18 protein-coding genes are annotated in these 21,527 nt (G+C 39.9%); 12 read left to right on the top strand and 6 right to left on the bottom strand.

What is annotated here, in order from left to right:
- The first annotated feature begins 10 nt into the window (after positions 1–10).
- From acoB to F928_RS13250, 5 genes are read left to right on the top strand one after another with little or no spacing between them, the layout of a single operon-like run.
- Entirely contained in the window at positions 11–1,030 is a 1,020-nt protein-coding gene (gene acoB, locus F928_RS13270) for an alpha-ketoacid dehydrogenase subunit beta (RefSeq protein WP_002113812.1), read from the top strand.
- 1 nt (position 1,031) lies between these two features.
- Positions 1,032–2,567, top strand: a complete 1,536-nt coding sequence (acoC, locus tag F928_RS13265; protein ID WP_005076132.1) for a 2-oxo acid dehydrogenase subunit E2 — start codon at positions 1,032–1,034, stop codon at positions 2,565–2,567.
- A gap of 10 nt (positions 2,568–2,577) precedes the next feature.
- Complete coding sequence (gene lpdA / locus F928_RS13260; protein WP_002113563.1) at positions 2,578–3,981, top strand: dihydrolipoyl dehydrogenase; 1,404 nt, start codon at positions 2,578–2,580, stop codon at positions 3,979–3,981.
- 26 nt (positions 3,982–4,007) lie between these two features.
- A complete protein-coding gene (gene budC / locus F928_RS13255; RefSeq protein WP_005076128.1) occupies positions 4,008–4,793 on the top strand; it encodes an acetoin reductase in 786 nt (261 codons plus the stop codon).
- A gap of 29 nt (positions 4,794–4,822) precedes the next feature.
- Complete coding sequence (locus F928_RS13250; protein ID WP_005076126.1) at positions 4,823–5,881, top strand: 2,3-butanediol dehydrogenase; 1,059 nt, start codon at positions 4,823–4,825, stop codon at positions 5,879–5,881.
- A 46-nt stretch (positions 5,882–5,927) separates the two neighbouring features.
- Here F928_RS13250 and F928_RS13245 read toward each other — a convergent pair whose 3' ends face one another.
- Both F928_RS13245 and ntrC read right to left on the bottom strand, forming a co-directional pair.
- A complete protein-coding gene (locus F928_RS13245; protein ID WP_000637009.1) occupies positions 5,928–6,839 on the bottom strand; it encodes a bestrophin family protein in 912 nt (303 codons plus the stop codon).
- Between the two features lie 69 nt (positions 6,840–6,908).
- The gene (gene ntrC, locus F928_RS13240; RefSeq protein ID WP_005076124.1) at positions 6,909–8,180 is read right to left on the bottom strand and encodes a sigma-54 interaction domain-containing protein; all 1,272 of its coding nucleotides are present in this window, start codon (positions 8,178–8,180) and stop codon (positions 6,909–6,911) included.
- Between the two features lie 191 nt (positions 8,181–8,371).
- Between ntrC and F928_RS13235 the strand changes: the two genes are divergently transcribed.
- From F928_RS13235 to F928_RS13220, 4 genes are all read left to right on the top strand, one after another.
- Positions 8,372–9,067 (top strand): MBL fold metallo-hydrolase, encoded by a 696-nt coding sequence (locus F928_RS13235; protein ID WP_005076121.1) that lies wholly within the window; start codon positions 8,372–8,374, stop codon positions 9,065–9,067.
- A gap of 9 nt (positions 9,068–9,076) precedes the next feature.
- On the top strand, positions 9,077–10,732 hold the full coding sequence (locus F928_RS13230) for a bifunctional protein tyrosine phosphatase family protein/NAD(P)/FAD-dependent oxidoreductase (RefSeq protein WP_005076119.1): 1,656 nt from the start codon (positions 9,077–9,079) through the stop codon (positions 10,730–10,732).
- Between the two features lie 194 nt (positions 10,733–10,926).
- Complete coding sequence (locus F928_RS13225) at positions 10,927–11,718, top strand: sulfite exporter TauE/SafE family protein (RefSeq protein ID WP_005076117.1); 792 nt, start codon at positions 10,927–10,929, stop codon at positions 11,716–11,718.
- 109 nt (positions 11,719–11,827) lie between these two features.
- A complete protein-coding gene (locus F928_RS13220; RefSeq protein WP_005076115.1) occupies positions 11,828–12,832 on the top strand; it encodes a homoserine dehydrogenase in 1,005 nt (334 codons plus the stop codon).
- A gap of 33 nt (positions 12,833–12,865) precedes the next feature.
- Here the strand turns inward: F928_RS13220 and F928_RS13215 are convergent, their stop codons facing one another.
- Positions 12,866–13,783 (bottom strand): DMT family transporter, encoded by a 918-nt coding sequence (locus F928_RS13215; RefSeq protein WP_005069324.1) that lies wholly within the window; start codon positions 13,781–13,783, stop codon positions 12,866–12,868.
- Positions 13,784–13,949: 166 nt separating this feature from the next.
- Here F928_RS13215 and lumQ point away from each other — a divergent pair, with 166 nt between their 5' ends.
- A complete protein-coding gene (gene lumQ, locus F928_RS13210) occupies positions 13,950–14,804 on the top strand; it encodes a helix-turn-helix domain-containing protein (protein WP_005076113.1) in 855 nt (284 codons plus the stop codon).
- Here the strand turns inward: lumQ and F928_RS22045 are convergent.
- Positions 14,801–15,196, bottom strand: coding sequence for a winged helix-turn-helix transcriptional regulator (locus F928_RS22045; protein WP_005069321.1), 396 nt, complete (start codon positions 15,194–15,196; stop codon positions 14,801–14,803). The two genes, lumQ and F928_RS22045, sit on opposite strands and share 4 nt — an antisense overlap.
- 95 nt (positions 15,197–15,291) lie before the next feature.
- Here F928_RS22045 and acpD point away from each other — a divergent pair, with 95 nt between their 5' ends.
- The gene (acpD, locus tag F928_RS13205; protein ID WP_005076111.1) at positions 15,292–15,900 is read left to right on the top strand and encodes an FMN-dependent NADH-azoreductase; all 609 of its coding nucleotides are present in this window, start codon (positions 15,292–15,294) and stop codon (positions 15,898–15,900) included.
- 83 nt (positions 15,901–15,983) lie between these two features.
- On the opposite strand, the gene chrA is transcribed toward acpD, so the two are convergent.
- Both chrA and pcaT read right to left on the bottom strand, forming a co-directional pair.
- Entirely contained in the window at positions 15,984–17,333 is a 1,350-nt protein-coding gene (gene chrA / locus F928_RS13200; RefSeq protein ID WP_005076109.1) for a chromate efflux transporter, read from the bottom strand.
- 183 nt (positions 17,334–17,516) lie between these two features.
- Positions 17,517–18,803 carry an MFS transporter gene (pcaT, locus tag F928_RS13195; RefSeq protein ID WP_005076108.1) on the bottom strand — a complete coding sequence of 429 codons (1,287 nt, stop codon included), beginning with the start codon at positions 18,801–18,803 and terminating at the stop codon, positions 17,517–17,519.
- Positions 18,804–19,319: 516 nt separating this feature from the next.
- Between pcaT and fatA the strand changes: the two genes are divergently transcribed.
- Positions 19,320–21,524 (top strand): TonB-dependent siderophore receptor, encoded by a 2,205-nt coding sequence (gene fatA, locus F928_RS13190; RefSeq protein ID WP_005076106.1) that lies wholly within the window; start codon positions 19,320–19,322, stop codon positions 21,522–21,524.
- The last annotated feature ends 3 nt before the right edge of the window (positions 21,525–21,527 follow it).

Here is a 21,527-nt window from a genome sequence, read left to right as displayed (position 1 = left end):
AATAGTAAAGATGCCAAATAAAAGTTTTCGTAATGCAATTAAAGAAGCCATTGAATCAGAAATGCGTCGTGATCCAACCGTATTTGTTGTTGGTGAAGATGTTCGTGGTGGGCACGGCGGTAAAAATACCGAAGAGAACGAGCTTGAAGGCTTCGGTGGGGTACTTGGTGTAACCAAAGGTTTATGGACGGAGTTTGGTTCAGAACGTGTGATTGATACACCAATTACCGAGTCTGCAATTATCGGTATGGCCGCCGGTGCGGCTGCAACAGGTTTACGTCCTGTTGCTGATTTAATGTTTATGGATTTCTATGGCGTGTGTCATGACATGCTTTATAACCAAGCCGCTAAATTCCGTTATATGTTTGGCGGAAAAGCAAAAGCGCCAATGGTTGTACGTGGCATGATTGGCGCAGGTTTTTCTGCGGCAGCTCAGCATTCTCAGTCACCATATAACGTATTTGCCGCGGTTCCAGGCTTAAAAGTTGTGGTTCCATCTAGCCCATATGATGTGAAAGGGCTATTAATTCAGGCCATTCGTGATGACGACCCTGTGGTGTTCTGTGAGCATAAAATGCTCTATGACATTAAAGGCGAAGTTCCAGATGCTGCCTATACCATTCCTTTTGGTGTAGCAAATTACACCCGTGAAGGGACAGACGTGACCATTATTGCTTTAGGGTTGATGGTACACCGTGCCAATGAAGTAGCAGACAAATTGGCAAAAGATGGCATTTCGGTTGAAGTGGTAGACCCTCGCACAATTTCACCTCTGGATGAAGAAGGAATTTTAGAGTCTGTTGCATCAACTGGGCGTGTGGTTATTGTGGATGAATCAGCAGCACGCTGTGGCTTTGGTCATGATGTGGCTGCACTGATCGCGCAAAAAGGTTTCCACTATTTAAAAGCACCTGTTGAACTCGTAACGCCACCACATACGCCTGTTCCATTCTCTCCGGTTTTAGAAAAAGAATGGATTCCAAGTGTAGAGCGTATTGAGCAAGCTGTGCGAAAAACATTGGAGGCTTAGGATGAGCGAAATTAAAACGCTGGAGATCCCGAAATGGGGATTATCCATGGAAGAAGGCACGATTGCCCAATGGTTGATTAAAGAAGGCGATAGCTTTAATAAAGGCGATGAAATTTGTGAAATTGAAACCACAAAAATCGTCAATGTATTAGAAGCGCCTTTTGCAGGAACGCTCCGTAAAATTTTAGCGAAAGATGGTGATACTTTACCTGTTGGTGGTCTTATTGCGGTATGTGCTGATAGTGAAATTTCTGATGCAGAAATTGAGCAGTTTATTGCATCACTAGGTGGTTCAGCAGCTAAAGCCCCTGAAACACCTTCGGAGCAAAGTAAAGCGGAAACATTTGCACCTGTTACTGAAAAGGCAGAACAGCCACAGCCTGTAGCTGCAAGTGCTTCAGTTCCAGTAAAGACTGCTAAAGGTGACTACGCTGTACCCGAGTCATTACAAGGCTATCAAGCATCTGATGAGTTGTTTACAACACCGCATGCGTTAAAGCTTGCAGAAAAGCACAATGTGAACTTGGCAAAAGTCACAGGTTCTGGTCGTGAAGGACGTATTAGTGTTCAAGACATCCAGAAAGCTGTACAAGCTGCTGGTGGTCAATGGCCTGATGTTAAGCAGCAAACTCAAACTAAAGTGGTTAAATCTACAGCTGATGATAGCCAAATTTTAGCGACGCCTGTAGCACGCCGTTTAGCAAAACAATGGGGCATTAACCTAAATGACTGCCGTGTTTCAGGTACTCGTGGCCGCGTCTGTAAAGAAGATGTTGAAGCAGTTTACTATCGTAATAACCCAACGTCGGTAAATGAACAACCTGTGCAATGTGCAGCTCAACCACAATCGACCGTTACAACTGTGGCGATGAATGGGATGCGTAAAGCGATTGCTTCACGGTTACAGGCTGCAAAACGTAATGCGCCGCATTTCCGCTTAGTGGTCGATCTAAACGTAGAGGCTTTGCAAAAATTACGTAAGCAGATTAATGAAACGGTTCCTCAAGTCAAACTTTCTATTAATGACATGCTAATTAAAGCAGCTGCTGCGGCACTGATTAAAGTACCTGAAGTGAATGTTCAATTTGATGAGGCGACTCAATCAATTTTACAGTTCTCTCAAGCGGATATTTCGGTGGCTGTAGCGATTCCAAACGGTTTAATTACACCCATTGTGAAAGCTGCGAATCAAAAATCTTTGGCACAAATTTCTGATGACATGCGTGATTTGGCAACCCGTGCTAAGACTGGCAAGTTACAACCTGACGAGTTTCAGGGTGGTAGCTTTAGCATTTCAAATTTAGGAATGTTAGGCATTAAACAGTTCGATGCCATTATTAACCCACCGCAAGGTGCAATTATGGCCTTAGGTGCTTCGGAATCTCGCGCTGTTGTCGAAAATGGCAATGTAGTGGTTCGTGAGATTGTCACAGCGACATTGTCATGTGATCACAGAGTCATTGATGGCGCAGTTGGGGCGAAATTCTTGGCCAGCTTTAAGCAGTTTGTTGAAAACCCTGCTTTAATTTTGGTGTAGGAGAACCCGCATGTCAGAAGCTCAGTTTGATTTAATTGTGATTGGCGCGGGACCGGGTGGGTATGTGGCTGCAATTCGTGCAGCCCAGCTCGGGTTAAAAACCGCAATTGTAGAAGAGCAACATTTAGGCGGAATTTGTCTAAATTGGGGCTGTATTCCCACTAAAGCTTTGCTTGCAGGGGCAGAGCTCGCAACCCAGTTTAAACATTCAGGACAGTTTGGTTTTCAGGTATCGCAACTCGATTTTGATATTCAAAAGCTTGTGCAACATAGCAGACAAGTGTCAGCTCAATTAGTACAAGGTATCGATTACTTACTAAAAAAGAATCACGTCACTGTTTTTAATGGTCGTGCTCAGCTTACGGCGAAAGAAAAAATTGAAGTGACCGATGCTCAAGGTAAAAGTCAGGCTTTGAGCGCACCCCATATTATTTTGGCAACTGGAGCTAAAGCTCGACATGTTCCTCAACTTCCTGTCGATGGAACGTACGTCTGGAGCTATAAAGAAGCGCTTGTGCCAGAGGATTTACCGAAAAGTTTACTGGTTGTGGGCTCAGGTGCAATTGGTAGTGAGTTTGCTAGCCTTTATCAAGACTTGGGGTGTCAGGTCACGCTTATTGATTTAGCCAAGCAGATTTTACCAACCGAAGATGCAGAAGTTGCTCAATTTGTCAGAAAGCAGTTTGAACAAAAAGGAATGAAAGTCTTAACTGATGCTGTCGTTCAAAGTATTCAAATTGTAAATGGTCAAGTTCACTGTGTGATTGAAACGGCAAATGACGTTCAAACGATTGTTTTTGACCGTGTCCTTTCGGCAATTGGTGTACAGCCTAATGCCACGGGGCTAGGACTAGAACATTTAGGTGTCGAACTCAATCCACAAGGTTTTGTGGCAATTGATGACTATTGTAAAACCAATGTAGCAGGGCTTTATGCCATCGGTGATGTGGCTGGTGCACCGTGTCTTGCCCATAAAGCAAGCCATGAAGCCATGATATGTGTCGAGAAAATCGCTGGTGTAGCAAACGTCCATTCACTCGATCGTAGCCAGATACCGGGTTGTATTTTTACACATCCACAAGTGGCGAGTATTGGTTTAACGGAAAATGCAGCAAAAGCTCAGAATCTACCTATACGAATCGGTAAGTTTTCTTTAACTGCAAATGGTAAAGCTTTGGCAATTGGAGATGCGTCAGGTTTCGTTAAAACGGTGATACATGCAGAAACGGGTGAATTACTTGGTGCACATATGGTGGGTCATGAAGTGACCGAACATATTCAAGGCTTTGCGATTGCGAAATATCTAGAAGCAACTGATGAAAGTTTAGCTCAAGTGATTTTCCCACATCCAACATTATCAGAAGCCATGCATGAATCCATTTTGGCTTCAATGCAACGAGCGATTCATATGTAGAAATTCTACATTTACAGGAGTTGAACATGGTTAAGGGATTAAAAAATAAAGTCGTTTTAGTGACTGGGGCAGCTCAAGGCATAGGCCGTGGGATTGCCCTGCGCTTGGCGCAAGAAGGGGCACATATTGCATTAGTTGATATGAAACAAGATCGACTGAATGATGTGCAGCAGGAAATTCAGGCTTTAGGTGTAAATGCGAGCACATTTATTGCTAATATAAGTGACCGCGAGCAAGTGTATGCCGCTATAAATCATGCTGAGCAGACACTTGGTGGGTTTGATGTCATGATTAATAACGCTGGAATTGCACAAGTACAAGCGATTGCGGATATCACACCTGATGAATTCCAAAAAATTGTTGATATTAATATTGGCGGCGTGCTGTGGGGAATACAGGCTGCTGCTGCAAAATTTAAGCAACGTCAACATAAAGGAAAAATCATTAATGCTTGCTCAATTGCAGGCCACGATGGGTTTGCTTTACTCGGTATTTACTCGGCAACCAAATTTGCGGTACGAGCACTTACCCAAGCTGCGGCAAAAGAATATGCCAGTCACGGTATTACGGTAAATGGATATTGCCCCGGAATTGTCGGAACTGATATGTGGGTTGAAATCGATAAACGTTTTGCTGAAATTACCGGTGCCGCAATTGGTGAAACTTATAAAAAGTATGTGGAAGGTATTGCTTTAGGTAGAGCCCAAACACCAGACGATGTAGCCGCATTAGTTGCTTTTCTGGCAAGTGAAGATTCGGACTATATTACGGGTCAATCCATTTTAACAGACGGCGGCATAGTCTATCGCTAAAACAACATCCTGATTTGAGGGAGATAATAATGAAAGCAGCACGTTTTTATGACAGAGGCGATATTCGTATTGAAGATATCCCTGAACCAGAAGTCACTCCCGGCACTGTAGGCATTAAGGTAGCTTGGTGTGGAATTTGTGGTACAGATTTGCATGAGTTTATGGAAGGGCCAATTTTTATTCCACCGTGTGGACATCCACATCCTATTTCAGGTGTATCTGCGCCGATTACCATGGGACATGAATTTTCAGGTGTAGTCTATGCAGTTGGTGAAGGTGTTGATGATATTGAAATTGGTCAGCATGTAGTCGTAGAGCCTTATATTGTGGCCGATGATGTACCGACCGGACCGGGCGATAATTATCATCTTTCCAAAAATATGAACTTCATTGGTTTAGGCGGTCGTGGCGGTGGCTTATCGGAGAAAATTGCGGTTAAACGCCGTTGGGTGCATCCAATTTCCAATAAAATTCCACTGGATCAGGCGGCCTTAATTGAACCGTTATCGGTAGGTCATCATGCCTATGTGCGCAGTGGCGCAAAGGCTGGTGACATTGCACTGGTTGGCGGAGCCGGCCCAATTGGTTTATTGCTTTCGGCAATTTTAAAAGCGAAAGGGCTTAAGGTCATCATTACTGAGCTAAGTGCAAAACGTAAAGAAAAAGCCAAAGAGTCGGGTGTTGCAGATTATATTTTAGACCCGTCAGAAGTTGATGTTGTTTCTGAGGTCATGAAAATTACTAATGGCGATGGTGTCGATGTCGCGTTTGAATGTAGTAGCGTTAACAAGGTGCTAGATACCTTGGTTGCGGCAGTGAAACCAACAGGCGTCATAGTTATCGTTTCGATTTGGAGCCATCCAGCATCGATTAATGTGCATAGTGTAGTAATGAAAGAGCTTGATGTACGAGGCACAATTGCCTATGTAAATGACCATCAAGAAACTATTAAACTGGTTGAAGAAGGTAAAATAAATCTGGAACCTTTTATTACGCAGCGTATTCAACTTGATGATTTGATTTCACAAGGTTTTGAAACCTTAATTCATAACAATGAGTCAGCCGTTAAGATTATTGTACATCCATAAATAGACATTTAAGCCTATAAAAAGAGCGATGATTCGCTCTTTTTTATTAAAGTAAATTGTTGTCTTGGGCTTCAATAATGGGTGGTAATGGCTGCCCTAAAGAGCTTAGAGATTCTCGCTCAATCAAACGCACAATAGAGTCGAGCGGTAAATCATTTTCTTGCAAACCGAAAGGTTCTTCAATTTGAGCGCTTAAGGCATCTAAACCTAAAAACATATAAGCGATTAAACCCACAATAAGCGGTGTCCAAATACCTAAAGCTGCTTCAAGGCTAAACGGTAATATAAAACAGAAACAGTAAACGGCGCGGTGTAAAAGTACTGAATATGAATAGGGTAAAGGTGTACCAGCAATACGGTCACAACCTGCTTGGATATTGCCTAGCTCAACAATATGTCGATTTAAGGTGCTATAGATAATGTCACTAATTTCGCCGTCTTTTAGTATTTTAACTAAATCTTTTTGAATATTTTCGAGTACAAATTGCGGTGCATTAATATGCTCATTTAAATAATTAAGTGAAGAATTATTTAAATAGGCATGTTCAAGAAATTTTGTGGGTTCGACTGTTTGTTGACGCAGTCGATCACGCAACAAGTTACTAAAAATTAAGACCTGATGAATTAAATGTTCACGTTGTTCATTAGATAAAACATGGCTGTCTCTAACAATATGTCTGGCATTGGCAATTAAAGCCCCCCAGAGCTTGCGGCCTTCCCACCAACGGTCATAACATGCATTATTTCGAAAACCTGTACAAATCGAAAGAATCACGCCAAAGATGGTAAATCCGATCGCGGGTACGGTAGGAATTTGAATCCAATGATAATAAGAGAGCCAGACCACACATGCTGAAATAAGTACAACAAAACTCAGTGCTGGCAAGACCTTTGGTAAAATTGTTCCTTTCCAAGCAAATAAGAGTTTAAATACATTGCTTTTATCACGAACAATCATATAAAGCCTTTGAACTAACGAACCTAACCAAGTGCAATATGATACGCCTTAGATGAGCTAAATACATAGCTAAAGCTTATGCTTTTGTCTGTATCGCCAAAGAGTAGTGCGGCTAATACCAAAAATATTCGCGACCATATTCAGGTTATGGTTATATTTTTCTAAAGCGGCTTGCACATTTTCTGGACTAAGTTCTGTATTTGTCTCGGGTAATTTAACGTAATCCTCTGCATTTAAGAGCTCATTCGGTAAGTCTTCGACTTCAATTTCATCCTTACCATTTGCCATGGTTAACGCATAAAGCAGGGTATTTTTTAGTTCACGAACATTTCCCGGCCAGTCATAGTTCAATAAAACTTGCATGGCTTTTTGATTGACGTGACGAGGCATTGTGTCGAGTTGAGTGGAGCTTTCTTTTAAAATCTGGTCGACAATCAGTGGAATATCGACTTTCCGCTCTCTGAGTGGTGGTATAAAAATTGGAATCACACGCAAGCGGTAAAGCAAATCGTGACGGAAACGTCCAGCTTTAGCTTCTTCGCGTAAAGCTTTATGTGTTGCGGTAATAATTCGGACATTGGCTTGAATCGGTTTTTCACCACCTACAGGCGTAAATTCACCTGTTTCTAACACTCGTAATAATTTAGCCTGAAGCTCTAAAGGAATCTCGGCAATTTCATCTAGAAATAGGGTTCCGCCTGCGGCACGTTCAAACACGCCTTTATGGTCACGAATTGCTCCTGTAAAAGCACCTTTCACATGTCCAAAGAGTTCACTTTCTAGAATATTGGCAGTGAGGGCCGCACAGTTAATCGCTACAAAAATCTTATTTTTGCGCTGGCTATAATCATGAATTGCTTGTGCCACCAGTTCTTTACCGCTACCAGATTCGCCGCGAACGAGCACTGGAAACTCAGTAATAGCAACTCTTTGAATGATTGAAAACATACGAGCCATTTCTGGTGAGCAACTATTGAAAACTTTAGCCAAGTCTTGCAATTGGTCTGTTAGCTCTACTTGATCAGCAATATCATTCTCTATGCTAACGGGCTGTAGAATATGCAATTTCCCGATAATGCGATGCTCTGCGATGTAAATATCGTGTTCTTGATAGATGAATCGCTTTCTCATTTTAGGAGTATTAATTTCAAGATACTGATTATGATGGTCTTGAGTAAGCGCTGCCATGCTCTCTACAGAAATATCGTCTGTATTAAATTTATAGTGAATTGCTTGAGTCGTTGTTTCTGCTAAAAACAGACTCGCATTTGGGAATAAAGCTTTTAATTGCTCAAATAAAATAAAAAAATCCTGTTCTGACTCAAAATTTAACTTTGCCATTTCATGTGTTTCACAATCGTTTCATTGAAACATACTTGAGTTTCAAAGGAACATCAAGCTGAGTCTGTTTTCTAACTTTAATTTTACTTGTTATTTTAAATATTTGATTTTTATATTTATTATTTAATTTTAAATAATTGGCATCTTATTTGCAAAATATAGGAAAGAAACAAATTATTGGGGTATAAATCATGTTCTTTAAGCAGTTTTTTGAAAAAGAAAGTTCGACTTATACATATATGCTTGGGTGTGAAGAAACACGAGAGGCTGTTTTAATTGACCCAGTTGCATCAGATATAGAGATTTATGCAAAAGAGTTAGAGCAGCATCAATTTACACTCATCTATACCTTAGATACTCATGTTCATGCAGACCATATTACCGCTGCGAATTTGCTTCGGGAACGTCTCGATTGCAAATCGGTTTTACACCGTAATTCAGATGTAAGTTGCGGAGATATTTTAATTACAGATGGTTGCATGCTTAAAGTTGGCAACCTCAGTATTGAAGCGCGCTATACACCAGGTCATACCAATGCTTGTACGAGTTATTTAGTTGAAAACATGGTTTTCACTGGTGATGCATTATTAATTGACGGCTGCGGTCGAACCGATTTCCAGCAAGGTAGTGCGGGCACACTTTATGACAGTATCCATAAACAACTTTTTAGCCTACCTGACGACACTATTGTGTATCCGGGACACGATTACAAAGGTCGCCTGTCTTCAACAATTGGTAATGAACGTTTAAATAACTCACGTTTAGGTCAGAATCGCTCACGAGAAGATTTTATTGAATTAATGAATAACTTAAATCTGCCATATCCAAAACAAATCGATAAAGCACTTCCTGCCAATCAGGCTTGCGGCTCAATTTCACAATTATAAGGTGGCAATATGGAACTTAAACGAGTTAATCAAGATTTTTATGTTGCTGACCAGATTACTGCCAACGATATTGCAAAAATTGCAGCCCAAGGAATAAAAACTCTGATATGTAACCGACCAGATGGAGAAGGTGCAGATCAACCCAATGTGATTGAAATTGAAGAAGCAGCTCAGCGACATGGCCTAAACGTAATCTATCAGCCTGTTATCAGTGGCAAAATTACCGACCAACAAGTTGTCGAGTTTAAGCAGCTTTATCAGAATGCTCAGAAGCCCGTTTTAGCGTATTGCCGTTCTGGTATGCGTGCAATCAGTTTATGGGCTTTGGCTGAAGTTGCTCCACAAGATGCAGCACTGTTAGTAGAAGCAGGTAACAAACTTGGTTTTAACTTAAAAGGCTTAGTGCCACGTATTTTAAAACGTGATCATGAACCAGCGACAATTCCTTGTTATAGCGTTGTGATTGTGGGCGCCGGAGCAGCAGGAATTTCTGTAGCGTCTAGTCTTTTATGTCGTGAACCTCATTTAGATATTGTGATTATTGATCCGGCAGATACCCATTATTATCAACCGGGCTGGACCATGGTCGGTGGCGGTATTTTCAAACCACAAGTAACCGCACGCTCAATGGCAAGTGTGATTCCTTCAAAAGTGAAGTGGATGAAAGCAGCAGTTGCCGGATTCGATCCTGAGCATAATCAAGTTATTTTGGAAGGATGCCAACCCATTCAATATAAAGCCTTAGTCGTCTGTCCTGGTTTAAAACTCAATTGGCATGGCATTGAAGGCTTGGTTGAAACTTTAGGTAAAAATGGGGTGACGTCTAACTATCGATATGACTTAGCGCCCTATACATGGGAACTGGTGCAACAGCTAAACGGTGGAAAGGCAATCTTTACCCAGCCGCCTATGCCGATTAAATGTGCGGGTGCTCCTCAAAAAGCAATGTACCTTTCAGCTGACTACTGGTTAAAGCAAGGCAAACTCAAAGATATCTCTATCCATTTTTATAACACTGGCGCTGTTTTATTTGGTGTGAAGGAATATGTGCCTGCACTAATGCAATATGTCGAAAAATATGGTTCAGAACTGCACTTTAACCATCAACTTGTCAAAGTAGATGGGCCTGCAAAAAAAGCATGGTTTAAGGTAGTGAACGATGAAAATGCAGCATTGGTCGAGACTGATTTCGATATGTTGCATGTTGTTCCACCGCAACAAGCCCCAGACTTTATTCGTGCCAGTACACTCACTGATGAAGCAGGCTGGGTGAGTGTAAATCCACAAAGCTTACAACATACACAACATGCCAATATTTTTGCTTTAGGCGATGTGATGAATGCACCTAATGCCAAAACTGCTGCTGCCGCACGAGCACAAGCTCCAATCGTTGCTGTAAATGTTCTAGCCCAACTGAAAGGTGAGCAAAATTTATGTGAATACAACGGCTATGGCTCATGTCCACTTACTGTAGAACGTGGAAAAATCGTTCTGGCTGAGTTCGGTTACGGCGGCAAATTACTCCCAAGTTTTCCAAAATCGGTGATTGATGGGCAAAAACCATCTCGGTTGGCATGGTTGCTTAAAGAACAGATTTTGCCACCTATTTACTGGCAAGGCATGCTTAAAGGCCGCGAATGGATGGTCAAACCTGAGCGAGGATAAGTAAAGCAACGCTTTACCCTGAGAAGCGGTTAAAGCTTCGCAAGAAGACGAGAACTATGTTCGAGTGGAAGAGGATAAATAAAGCAACGCTTTGTCCTGAGAAGCGGTTAAAGCTTCGCAAGAAAACGAGATCTACTCACTCATTAACCAGCAGTCTACTGCAAATAATGTATATGCAATTTTAGGCTTTTGATATGTTATTACTTGTCGTTGAAGGCATCGTGATTGGTTTTTTACTTGGTCTTACTGGTGCTGGTGGGGGTATTCTTGCTGTACCCGCGCTTATGACCAGTCAAGGCTGGAGTGTGGCGCAAGCTGCACCGATTGGGTTGTTGGCGGTTGCGCTATCTACTCTCATAGGAACCATTGAAGGCTTATTTAAAAAGATTGTGCGTTATCGCGCTGCAATCTGGATTGCCCTAATTGGTGCTCCTATGGCACATATCGGCATTTTAATAGCTAACACGATTTCACCTATTTGGCTCATGTTAATGTTTAGCTTGGTCATGTTTACAGTGGGCTATCGACTTATTAGTAACCGAGTATCAGACTTTCATAACCCGCCGTGTCAGGTTAACCCAAGTACGGGGCGCTTTATCTGGAATTTTAAAACGGGAAGCGTTCTTGCCAGCATCGGAATTATTGCTGGGCTTTTAACAGGCATGCTAGGGGTTGGTGGCGGCTTTGTAATTGTACCAGCGCTTAGAAAAGTCACAAATTTGGATATGCATAGCATTGTGGCAACGTCACTTATGATTATTTTTCTCATTAGTGGAGTGAGTATTGTGATGCATATTGCAGAGGGTTTTCACTATCCAGTAGGCATTACTAGTGCGTTTGCGCTCGCATGTGCAGTTGGTATGTTATTAGGGCGCAGAGCTATTCGTTTTATTCCGTCTGCAATTGTGCAAAAAGTCTTTGCTTTAATGGTTTTTGCTGTCGCAATTTATATGGTCATTAAGATAGTTAATCTAACAAATATCTAAGTAATATAGTATTTTAACTATCTCTGTAGTTAGCAATTTTCCAAAGACGAGATGTTAAAATTCTCTTTGGAAATTTGATTTAAACCATATAAATTTTTGAGAAAGTGATATGAAGCGAGTTAACTTGGCAATTTGCGGTTTTGGACGGATTGGACAACAAATTGCAGAGCTCCTTTTAAATCGAACGACCTACTATAAACAAAAATATCAAATTGATGCCCGTTTAGTGGGTGTCTGTAACTCATCGTCAGGCTTAATTGATCAAGAAGGTTTACAAGCTTCAAAGTGGCTAGATAAAACACAATATCAAGCAGGCCTAACTGAGCAGAAGTTTTTAGAACAGGTTCAAGCAGATGTCATTATTGAGACAGGGCCAAGTGACTATGTAACAGGTGGAAAAGGCCTATTTTATTTAGATTATGCTTTAACACATAGCATGAATGCGATTGCGGTATCTAAAGGTGCTTTAGTCGTAGATGGTAAAAAATTAGTTAACTTGGCACCTCAGCACAATAAAAAACTATTTTTTAGCGGTGCAACAGCTGCTGCCTTACCAACTGTTGATTTGTTTGAATATAACTTAGCTGGCTGCCAAATTTTAGAAATAGAAGGTGTGTTTACAGGCACCACGAATTTTATTTTGAATGATATGTTGCAACATGAATGTGCGTTTGCAGAATCTCTTGAAAAAGCTCAAGCAAAAGGTATTGCAGAACCTGACAGCTCTTTCGATGTAGATGGATGGGATACTGCTGCCAAAATTACGATACTAGCCAATACTGTTTTGGGGGCTGATGTAAAAATTCAAGATATTCCAAGACAAGGAATTAGTCATGTGACTGCCGATCATATTCGTGATTGGAAAAAAGAAAATGTAATTCCTCGTCTGGTCGGTTTTATTCATATTAAGAATCAGCAAATTCAAACCGGTGTTGAATTAAGATTAGTTTCAGCAAATCATCCTTTTGCTCATCTGCAAGGTTCCAATAAATGCATTCGGGCGTTAACGCAAGAAATGGGGGAATTTGTTGTCAGTGGAGGGGCATCTGCGCCTTTAGCCACAGCAGCCGCGGCTTTAAAAGATTTTGAGTTGATGCTTAAAACGGGCTGCTAGAGATGAATTATTACTTATAAAAAAAGCAGGCTTTTAGGCCTGCTTCTCACAATTTTTTTGACTATTAAATAACTTTTTTCCAATTTCTAACTTACTAAACATTAAGTAGTTACCAAGTAAGATTAATAAAATTCCAAATACAGCATTTATAGTCCATACATATCCTTCAAAGAATGTAGAAACTGTTAGAGCAACTAAAGGGAATAGCAATGTGCTATACGCTGCTTTGGCTGCGCCAATTCGTCCAACAAGAGAAAAGTAAGCAGAGAACCCAATAACCGTACCAAATACAGCCAAGTAAAGTACCGAGCTTAAAAATGGGAAATTCATTGGAGGCATTAAATCTTGGCCAGTAAATAAAGCTAGACTTAACATCACCAATGCCCCATAAGTCATGGCATAACAATTTGTTGAAAAAATATTTAGGCCACGTTTTTGGTGTCTAACACTAATCATGTTCCCTAAAGAAAAACCGTAAGTGCCTACTGCACACAGACCGATACCCATCAATAACTGTGCATTAAACTGACTATTAATCAGGTCATGCCAGAACAGTAAAACAATACCTATGAGCCCTAAAATTGCGGCTGGGGCAAAGTTTGGCGATGGTTTTTGCTTAAAAAAGATAAGTGCATTAATAGCATTAAAGAAAACAGCCATCGAAAAAATGACAGACTCTAAACCACTGTTTACATATTTAACGGCGGTATAAAAACAAATAAAGTTTAGGCCGAAAACACAAAGGCCTTGCAGCATACAGAACAAATGATCTTTTAAAGCAATCCGCTGTAATTTTCCTGAAAATAGTAAAACAACCCACAGTAATAAGGCTGAAATAGCAAAACGCCATAAAATTGCGACAACGGGCGTTGCATAGTGGCTTTGAACGGCAATTCCAATCCATGTTGTTCCCCAAATCAACACCACCGCAACATAGAGTAAAATATTCATAACTTCATCCTCGATTACCAAGCTTAAGTATCTAGGAATGCTTCATTTTTCACGTATATATTCTTGTGTTGCACATGCAAGATCTTGCGTTTTTTATAGATCTAAACTAGCTGAATTTTGCTGAATATGGTTAACTTAAGCTCAATGATATTCGTTTTAATTTTGCATGGCCTATCAAACTTTAGAACAGCTACAGCAATCTAAAGCCAAGCTTCACGAAACTGTGGTGCTTGATGAGAATATGCAACTTGCATTTTGGTCTAATCAGCAAGATCGTGTAAGTGTCTGTAGCGATCACCACACTTTAAGTCTCTATATTCAAGATGGCTATGAAAGCTATCAAAAAACCCCTGCAGGCTGGAAAAACGGCGGTGGGCCGGGGCGTTTTTGCTTATTGCCTGAGCATCAGGAGTCGACTTGGGACATACGTGGTGGGCTTAAATTCGTTCACTTGTATTATACCGACCAACATTTGCGTGATGTTGCCGAAAAAATATGGGACAAAGAACCTAATCAAATTGAACTAAACGAAGTTGTTTTTAACGATGACGAAAAGATTCGAGCGCTTTATCAGTTTTTCTTGCTAGATTGTGATTGGAAAGATTCAGCAAACCATTTACAAATGAGTACAACTGCCAGTTTATTGCTGAACCATTTAATTCGAAGATATAGCAGTGTTCAATGGCAACAACCTACTATCAAGGGTGGGCTCGCTCCTCATAAACTCAAATATATTCAGGACTGGATTGAAGGGCATCTAGATCAAGCACTTACCTTGTCTGATTTGGCGAATGTTGTGAATTTAAGCGAATACCATTTTGCTCATATGTTTAAACAGTCCATGAATATGGCACCTCACCAATATGTCATGCAAAGACGCTTAACCAAGGCCAAAGGGCTAATTCAGTCATCTCAGCTTTCTTTGCAAGATATTGCCCTAGTATGTGGGTTTAGTTCAGCAAGCCATTTAAGTCATCGCTTTAAACAATTTTATGGCATAAGTCCTTCGCAGTTACGTTAAGTATCTAATGTAATTGGTTTATCTTGAGCTGCATCAAACGCAGCTCTTGCCGCATCAATATCCGCAATATGCTGCTGAGCCCATTGGCCTAAAGCAATTACAGGTTCTGTAAGTGAATGGCCCAATGGAGTTAATTCATATTCAACATGAGGTGGAACTACAGGATAAACCGTACGTTTAACCAATCCATCTCTTTCTAAACCACGCAAACATAAGGTAAGCATACGCTGTGATATTCCATTGATACTTCTTTTAATTTCAGAAAAGCGATGAGAACGTGATGCAAGTGTCATTACAATGAGTATACTCCATTTCTCTCCAACTCTAGCCAACACTTGACTGACTCTTTGACAATCTGAACTTTGGATATCGTGAGGTATGGTTACAGTCATATTACTTGGTTCCCTAAATGTGCCTTCTTGTGCATCAGAATAATAGTAGTAACATAATTAGTTCAAGTAACAATTTTATACTGTAGGTATAAACGATGAAACTACTTCAAATTGACACAAGTATTTTAGGTGAGCAGTCTGTTAGCCGCCAACTCACCTCATCTGTTATTGGAAAGCTCAGCGCAGCTTATCCTGATGCAGAAATTATTCATCACGATTTTGCTTTAGAACCAATTCCTCATTTGTCTGATGCTGAGTTTTTGGCATGGCAAGGTGTTGAACCTAATAATGAAATAGCGCAACAACGTGTTGCAAGAAACACCCAATATTTGGACGAGTTCTTATCGTCAGATATCGTTGTAATTGGCGCACCAATGTACAACTTTAGCTTTCCATCACAGTTAAAAGCGTGGCTTGACCGTCTATCTGTTGCTGGAAAAACATTCCGTTATACGGAAAACGGCCCTCAAGGTTTAGTAGAAGGTAAACGTGTCATTATTGCTTCTTCGCGTGGTGGTGTGTATTCAGAAGGTTCACCAGCCGAAGCTTTAGACTATCAAGAAACTTATATCAAAGCGTTTTTCAATTTTATTGGGGTGACTGATATCACTTTTGTGCGCGCGGAAGGGATCGCTTTCGGCCCAGAAGCACGTCAAGCTGCCTTAGATAATGCAGCAGCACAAATCGCACAATTAGCGGGGTAAAAATATAAACAGCCGAACAGAAAAGAAACTGTTCGGCCTTATTGATAAGATTTTCTGAATTTAAAAAATATTTAAATCAATAGTTAACTAAAAAAAGTGACAGCGAGTCCAACCAGCGCTGATGCAAAAATCACATATAACACGTTCACGTTAAAGCGGAATAAAGCAATAAATGCACCAACAGTAATGAAGGCTGCAACAATGTCAAAATGCCCTGAAAAGCCTTGTGGCCATAACACGTGATAACTAAAAAATAGTGCGAGATTTAAAATTACACCGACCACAGCCGCGGTAATTGCAGTGAGTGGCGCAGTAAATTTAATTTCATTATGTGTAGATTCAATAATGGGCGCACCCGCAAAAATAAATACAAATGAAAAGAGAAAGGTAAACCAAGTCACAATGACTGCACCAAGTGCTCCAGCAAAAAATAGATGCTCAAAGCCAAGTAATGAATGATTGACGCCTCCTAAAAAGCCAACAAAAGCCACTACCATAATCAGTGGACCCGGTGTAGTTTCACCTAAAGCTAAACCATCAATCATTTGTGTAGGTGAAAGCCATCCAAAATGATTTACAGCTCCTTGATAGACATAAGGTAAAACTGCATAGGCCCCCCCAAACGTAAGTAAAGCAGCTTTGGTAAAGAACCACGCCATTTGAGTATAAGAATGATGCCATCCAAAATATGCGCCTAAAGCTAAAATTGGCAATAGCCATAAAGCGATTGCTACAAAAATAAGTTTAGCTAACCGTGGCCAATGGAATTTAGCATGCTCTGGGGGCGGGGTATCATCATCAATAAATGCCGAACCATAATCTTTTTGACTAGATTTATGTCCTGCTGCTGAGGAAAATAGTTCCGGGTATTTTTTACTTGTTAAATAGCCAGCAATACCTGCTGATAAAACAATAAGCGGGAAAGGGAGCTTTAAGACAAAAATGGCAAGAAACGCAGCAATTGCGACGAACCATAAAAATTTATTCTTAAGTGAGCGGCTACCTATACGGTATGTTGCATGAAAGACAATTGCGGTGACGGCAGGCTTGATCCCGTAGAAAATGCCTGCGATAACGGGAACATCTCCAAATTTTATGTAAACCCAAGACAGCCCAATTAAAATAAATAAGGAGGGTAATACAAATAGAATACCTGCAACTAATCCTCCAGCAGTTCTATGCATAAGCCAACCAATGTAGGTTGCTAATTGTTGTGCTTCAGGACCAGGTAATAACATGCAGTAGTTCAGGGCATGCAAAAATCTTTTTTCGGATATCCAGCGTTTTTGCTCAACGAGTTCCTGATGCATCACAGCAATTTGTCCAGCTGGTCCCCCAAAGCTAATAAAGCCGAGCTTGAGCCAAAATAAAAAGGCTTGCCAGAAGGTGACTTGAATAATACTTTCAGGTAAAGGGGATTTTTCGTTTTCCATTTTTTATCCCATCAAAAAATTGATTCATACGGATCAAGAACATCAAAAACTAGTAACTTTTAGTTAATTGAATAAGTTAGATGTGCTAGGCAGCTATAGCATACAGAACAAAAATGACTTTCTTATTATTTTAAAAAGATATTCTTCTAAAAAATCTCTAGAAGAATATCTATCTTTTACTTTTTAATGATCATGTTCTAAATAATCTGGTTTTTTAGGAAGCGCAAGGCTACATAAGAAACAGATAATCAGCATGACAATGACATATATAAAGAAGGTATTTTCAATTCCGGCAGCTTTAAACTGTAAGGCAACTGAAGGTGCAGAACCACCAAACAGCGCATTACCCACCGCATAAGAAAATCCTACACCTAAAGCTCGCACATGAGGTGGGAACATTTCAGCTTTTACCAAGCCACTGATAGATGTATAGAAACTGAGTAACATCATCATAAAAATGAGTAGCAAGGCAATAATGATCGGCGAATCAATATAGGCACGCATCCCGATCACCATGACTGGGTAGATAAAAATCGCAGACAATAAGCTAAAGGCCAACATTGAAGAGCGTCGCCCAATACGGTCGGAAATAGCACCAAATACAGGTTGAGCACACATATAGACAAATAGGGCGAAGGTCATGATATAACCAACGGTTTTTCCATCCATCCCTAAATTGGTTAAATAGGTTTTTGAATAAACGGTCTCTACATAAAACGTTAATGAACCAGCAGAAGTGTATCCAACCACCAATAAAAAGGTTTTCCAATGTTTCTTAAAGAGTTCTCTTAAGCTGCCAGATTCTTTTCGTTCGCTGTCTTGATGAGAGAGCGTTTCTTCTAAGCGACTACGTGCAAGCAAAGAAAAAATTGCTGCAATACCACCAATAACAAACGGAATACGCCAGCCGCCATCATGTAATTGTTGTTCACTTAAGAACGCCAACAAAATAACGCCCAGTAAGCTGGCAAGTAATTGACCACCAGAGAGGGTGACATATTGGAAAGACGAGTAAAAACCACGTTGGCCTTTTAAACCCAATTCACTCATATATGTTGCTACTGCACCATATTCACCACCAACCGATAAGCCTTGAAGTAAGCGCACTACCAGTAAAAGAAAAGGGGCAAATAAGCCAACTTGGTCATAAGTAGGTAGGGCTGCAAATAGAAAAGAACTCAAAGCCATCAGACAAATTGAGATGACCATCGACTTTTTTCGACCATGCCGGTCTGCAATTCGTCCAAATACCCAACTACCAATAGGACGCATAAAAAAGCTTGCAGCGAATACGCCCCACACATAGATAGATTTAGTCGTACTATCCATATCAGGTGCTGTTAATGCTTGAGTAAAGTAGGCAGCAAATACTGCATAGATATAAAAGTCGAACCATTCAACTAAATTACCAGAGGCTGCGCCTACAATCCCACGTATTCTGCTACGTTTTTCTTCCTGAGTGTATGTCATATTTCTTCCATCATTTTGCAGACAAAAATGAGGAATTTTTAGATATGCTAGATAGAAAATAGAATGAAACTTTAAATATCACTCAATCCTGAGCACTTCCTTAAATTCCTAACCATTCATTTTTTCTAATTTTAAAATTCGTTTCTAGTAAGATTATGTCCTTTTGTTCGATTTAAAGAGATTTTCACCAATGATCGAACACTTCCTTTCATTTAACTTAATAATTAATTCTATTTAAAATCAGTGAGCTAATTTACAACGGTACTTTTCTATTTTATTTCTCCTTTTAAGTTTCATTTCGAGCTTAAGTTTATTTTGAATATTTGGTAATACTTAAAAAGTTATAGCGTCAATTCCTAATAAAATAAATGAAATTTATATAATGATAAGTTCATAAAATTTGTATCAAATACACTTAATCGAAAAAGTACAGAATGTATTGTTTCTCAATATATGTAGCTGTATTCTTGCGTGTCTAAAAATAGACTCCGCACTCATTTCTAGCGCTTTAGAATTATGCACGGTATGGCAGGTAGTTATTCAATGGAAAGACGTTCGTTAAATCTTCACTTCATGACATGCTCTAAAACAGCATTGGCTTCATCTATTGCACTCATAACATCTGTCGTCTATGCAAATGAAGCGGAGGTTTCGCAGCTCCCAACCATTACTGTGAATGCTACACAAAATAATGATGCACTATATACGTCTAAAAAAGTTAATTTATCTGGTTTTCAAACTAGTGATGTAAAGAAAGTTCCTGCATCTATTACAACCATTACCTCTGAGCGTATAGCAGACCAACACGCAAAAACTTTAACTGATGTTATTAAAAATGATTCCTCTTTAGGGGATGGCTATGCTGCAATTGGCTACTATCCAAATTTTGTAGCACGTGGTTTTGCGCTTGATTTAGGCTCAAGTTATCTCATTAATAGCCATACTATACGTGGCGAACAAAATGTGGCTTTAGAAAATAAAGAACAAGTTGAAATTTTAAAAGGTATTTCTGCAATTCAATCTGGAATGTCGACGCCAGGTGGTGTGGTTAACTATGTCACCAAAAGACCTGCCGATGTTAAAAACATTACTGTAGATGCAAATTCAGAAGGCGGCTATACACTGGCAACAGATGTCGGCGGCTTTGTTAATGATAGTTTTGGTTATCGAATCAATTTAGCCCATGAAAGCATCCATCCAAATGTTGATCACGCAAATGGTAAACGAGAGTTTGGTTCAGTTGCTTTAGACTGGAAAATTAAGGATCGTTCTAAATTATTGTTTGATATTGAAGCTCAGCATCAAAGTCAACGTTCAGTACCAGGTTATCAACTGCTTGATGGGCAAGAAGTACCAACAAATGTAGATCAAGACCGTTTATTGGGTTATCAGTCTTGGAGTAAACCTGTTGTAAATAACAGTGTAAATGCAAGTTTGAAATATAAATATGCATTTAATGATCAATGGAATGCTAGCTTAAGTGCATCGCAAAGCCGTGTTGTGATTGATGATAATAGTGCTTTCCCATGGGGATGTTATAACGATAATTGTGAAGTTACTGGTTTGGGCAATACTTTTGATAAACACGGGAATTATGACATTTATGACTTCCGTAGCCCAGATGATACACGTATTACTAACCAGTTCGCTGCTGGGTTAAATGGTCAATTCAACACTGCTAATATCCAGCATCAAATCGCTTTCGAATTACAACGTACATATAAAACCTTAAAGCACCATACACCACTGAATGTAGCGGTAGGAACAGGCAATATCTATGAAGATACGATTGACTATAGCCCGTCATCTGAAAGCTTAGGTGATCGTTATAAAGCCTTAGAAAGTGATCAGACTGCATTTACTATATCTGACCGAGTTCAATTTAATGATCAATGGTCAACTTTACTCGGTGGAAAACTTATTCATCTTGATGAGCAAACTTATAATTCAGATGGGCAACAAAGTCGTAATACCGACTTAAACAAGTTCTTGCCACAATTAGCGCTCATGTATAGTCCAACTGCTGGGACTAACCTTTATGCTTCATATGCCAAAGGATTATCGGATGGTGGAGAAGCTCCGTGGTTCGCTAATAATGCTCTAGAAGTTCTATCTCCTAAAAATTCTGAACAATATGAAGTTGGTGTTAAACAACAAATACGCAACTTCTTAGTAACAGCAGCTATTTTTGATTTAAAACAAGACAATCAATATAGCAAAGTAAATGCTGATGGAACTTTCGATTTTATTGAACAAGGTGAACAGCACAATCAAGGTATTGAATTAGGTTTAACTGGTGCATTAACCGATACAGTTGACGTAAGCTCTGGCATTACCTATACCAAATCTCGTCTAGTTGATATTGATAGTGACAGCTATAAAGGTCATCAAACTCAAAATGTACCGAAAGTACGCGCAACTGCACAGTTATCTTATAAAGTTCCGTCAGTTGAAGGATTAAGATTATTGAGTGGCATGCAATACAGTAGCAGTAAATATGCAAACAAAGAGGGAACTGCAAAAGTAGGCGGTTACAGCGTTTTTAATATTGGTGCGGCCTATAAAACAAATTTTGCTGGGCATGACACAACTTTTAGATTCAATATTGATAACTTGTTTAATAAGAAATATTGGCGTGATGTAGGTGTATTTATGGGTGATGACTATTTATTCTTAGGTAATCCACGTACAGCCCAGTTCTCTACAACTTTCAGTTTTTAAAAT

Source organism: Acinetobacter pittii ATCC 19004 = CIP 70.29, assembly GCF_000369045.1.
In the GTDB taxonomy this organism is placed as follows: Bacteria; Pseudomonadota; Gammaproteobacteria; order Pseudomonadales; family Moraxellaceae; genus Acinetobacter; species Acinetobacter pittii.
Note: the sequence above shows the minus strand (reverse complement) of the source record. Positions and strands in the feature narration are given on the sequence as shown.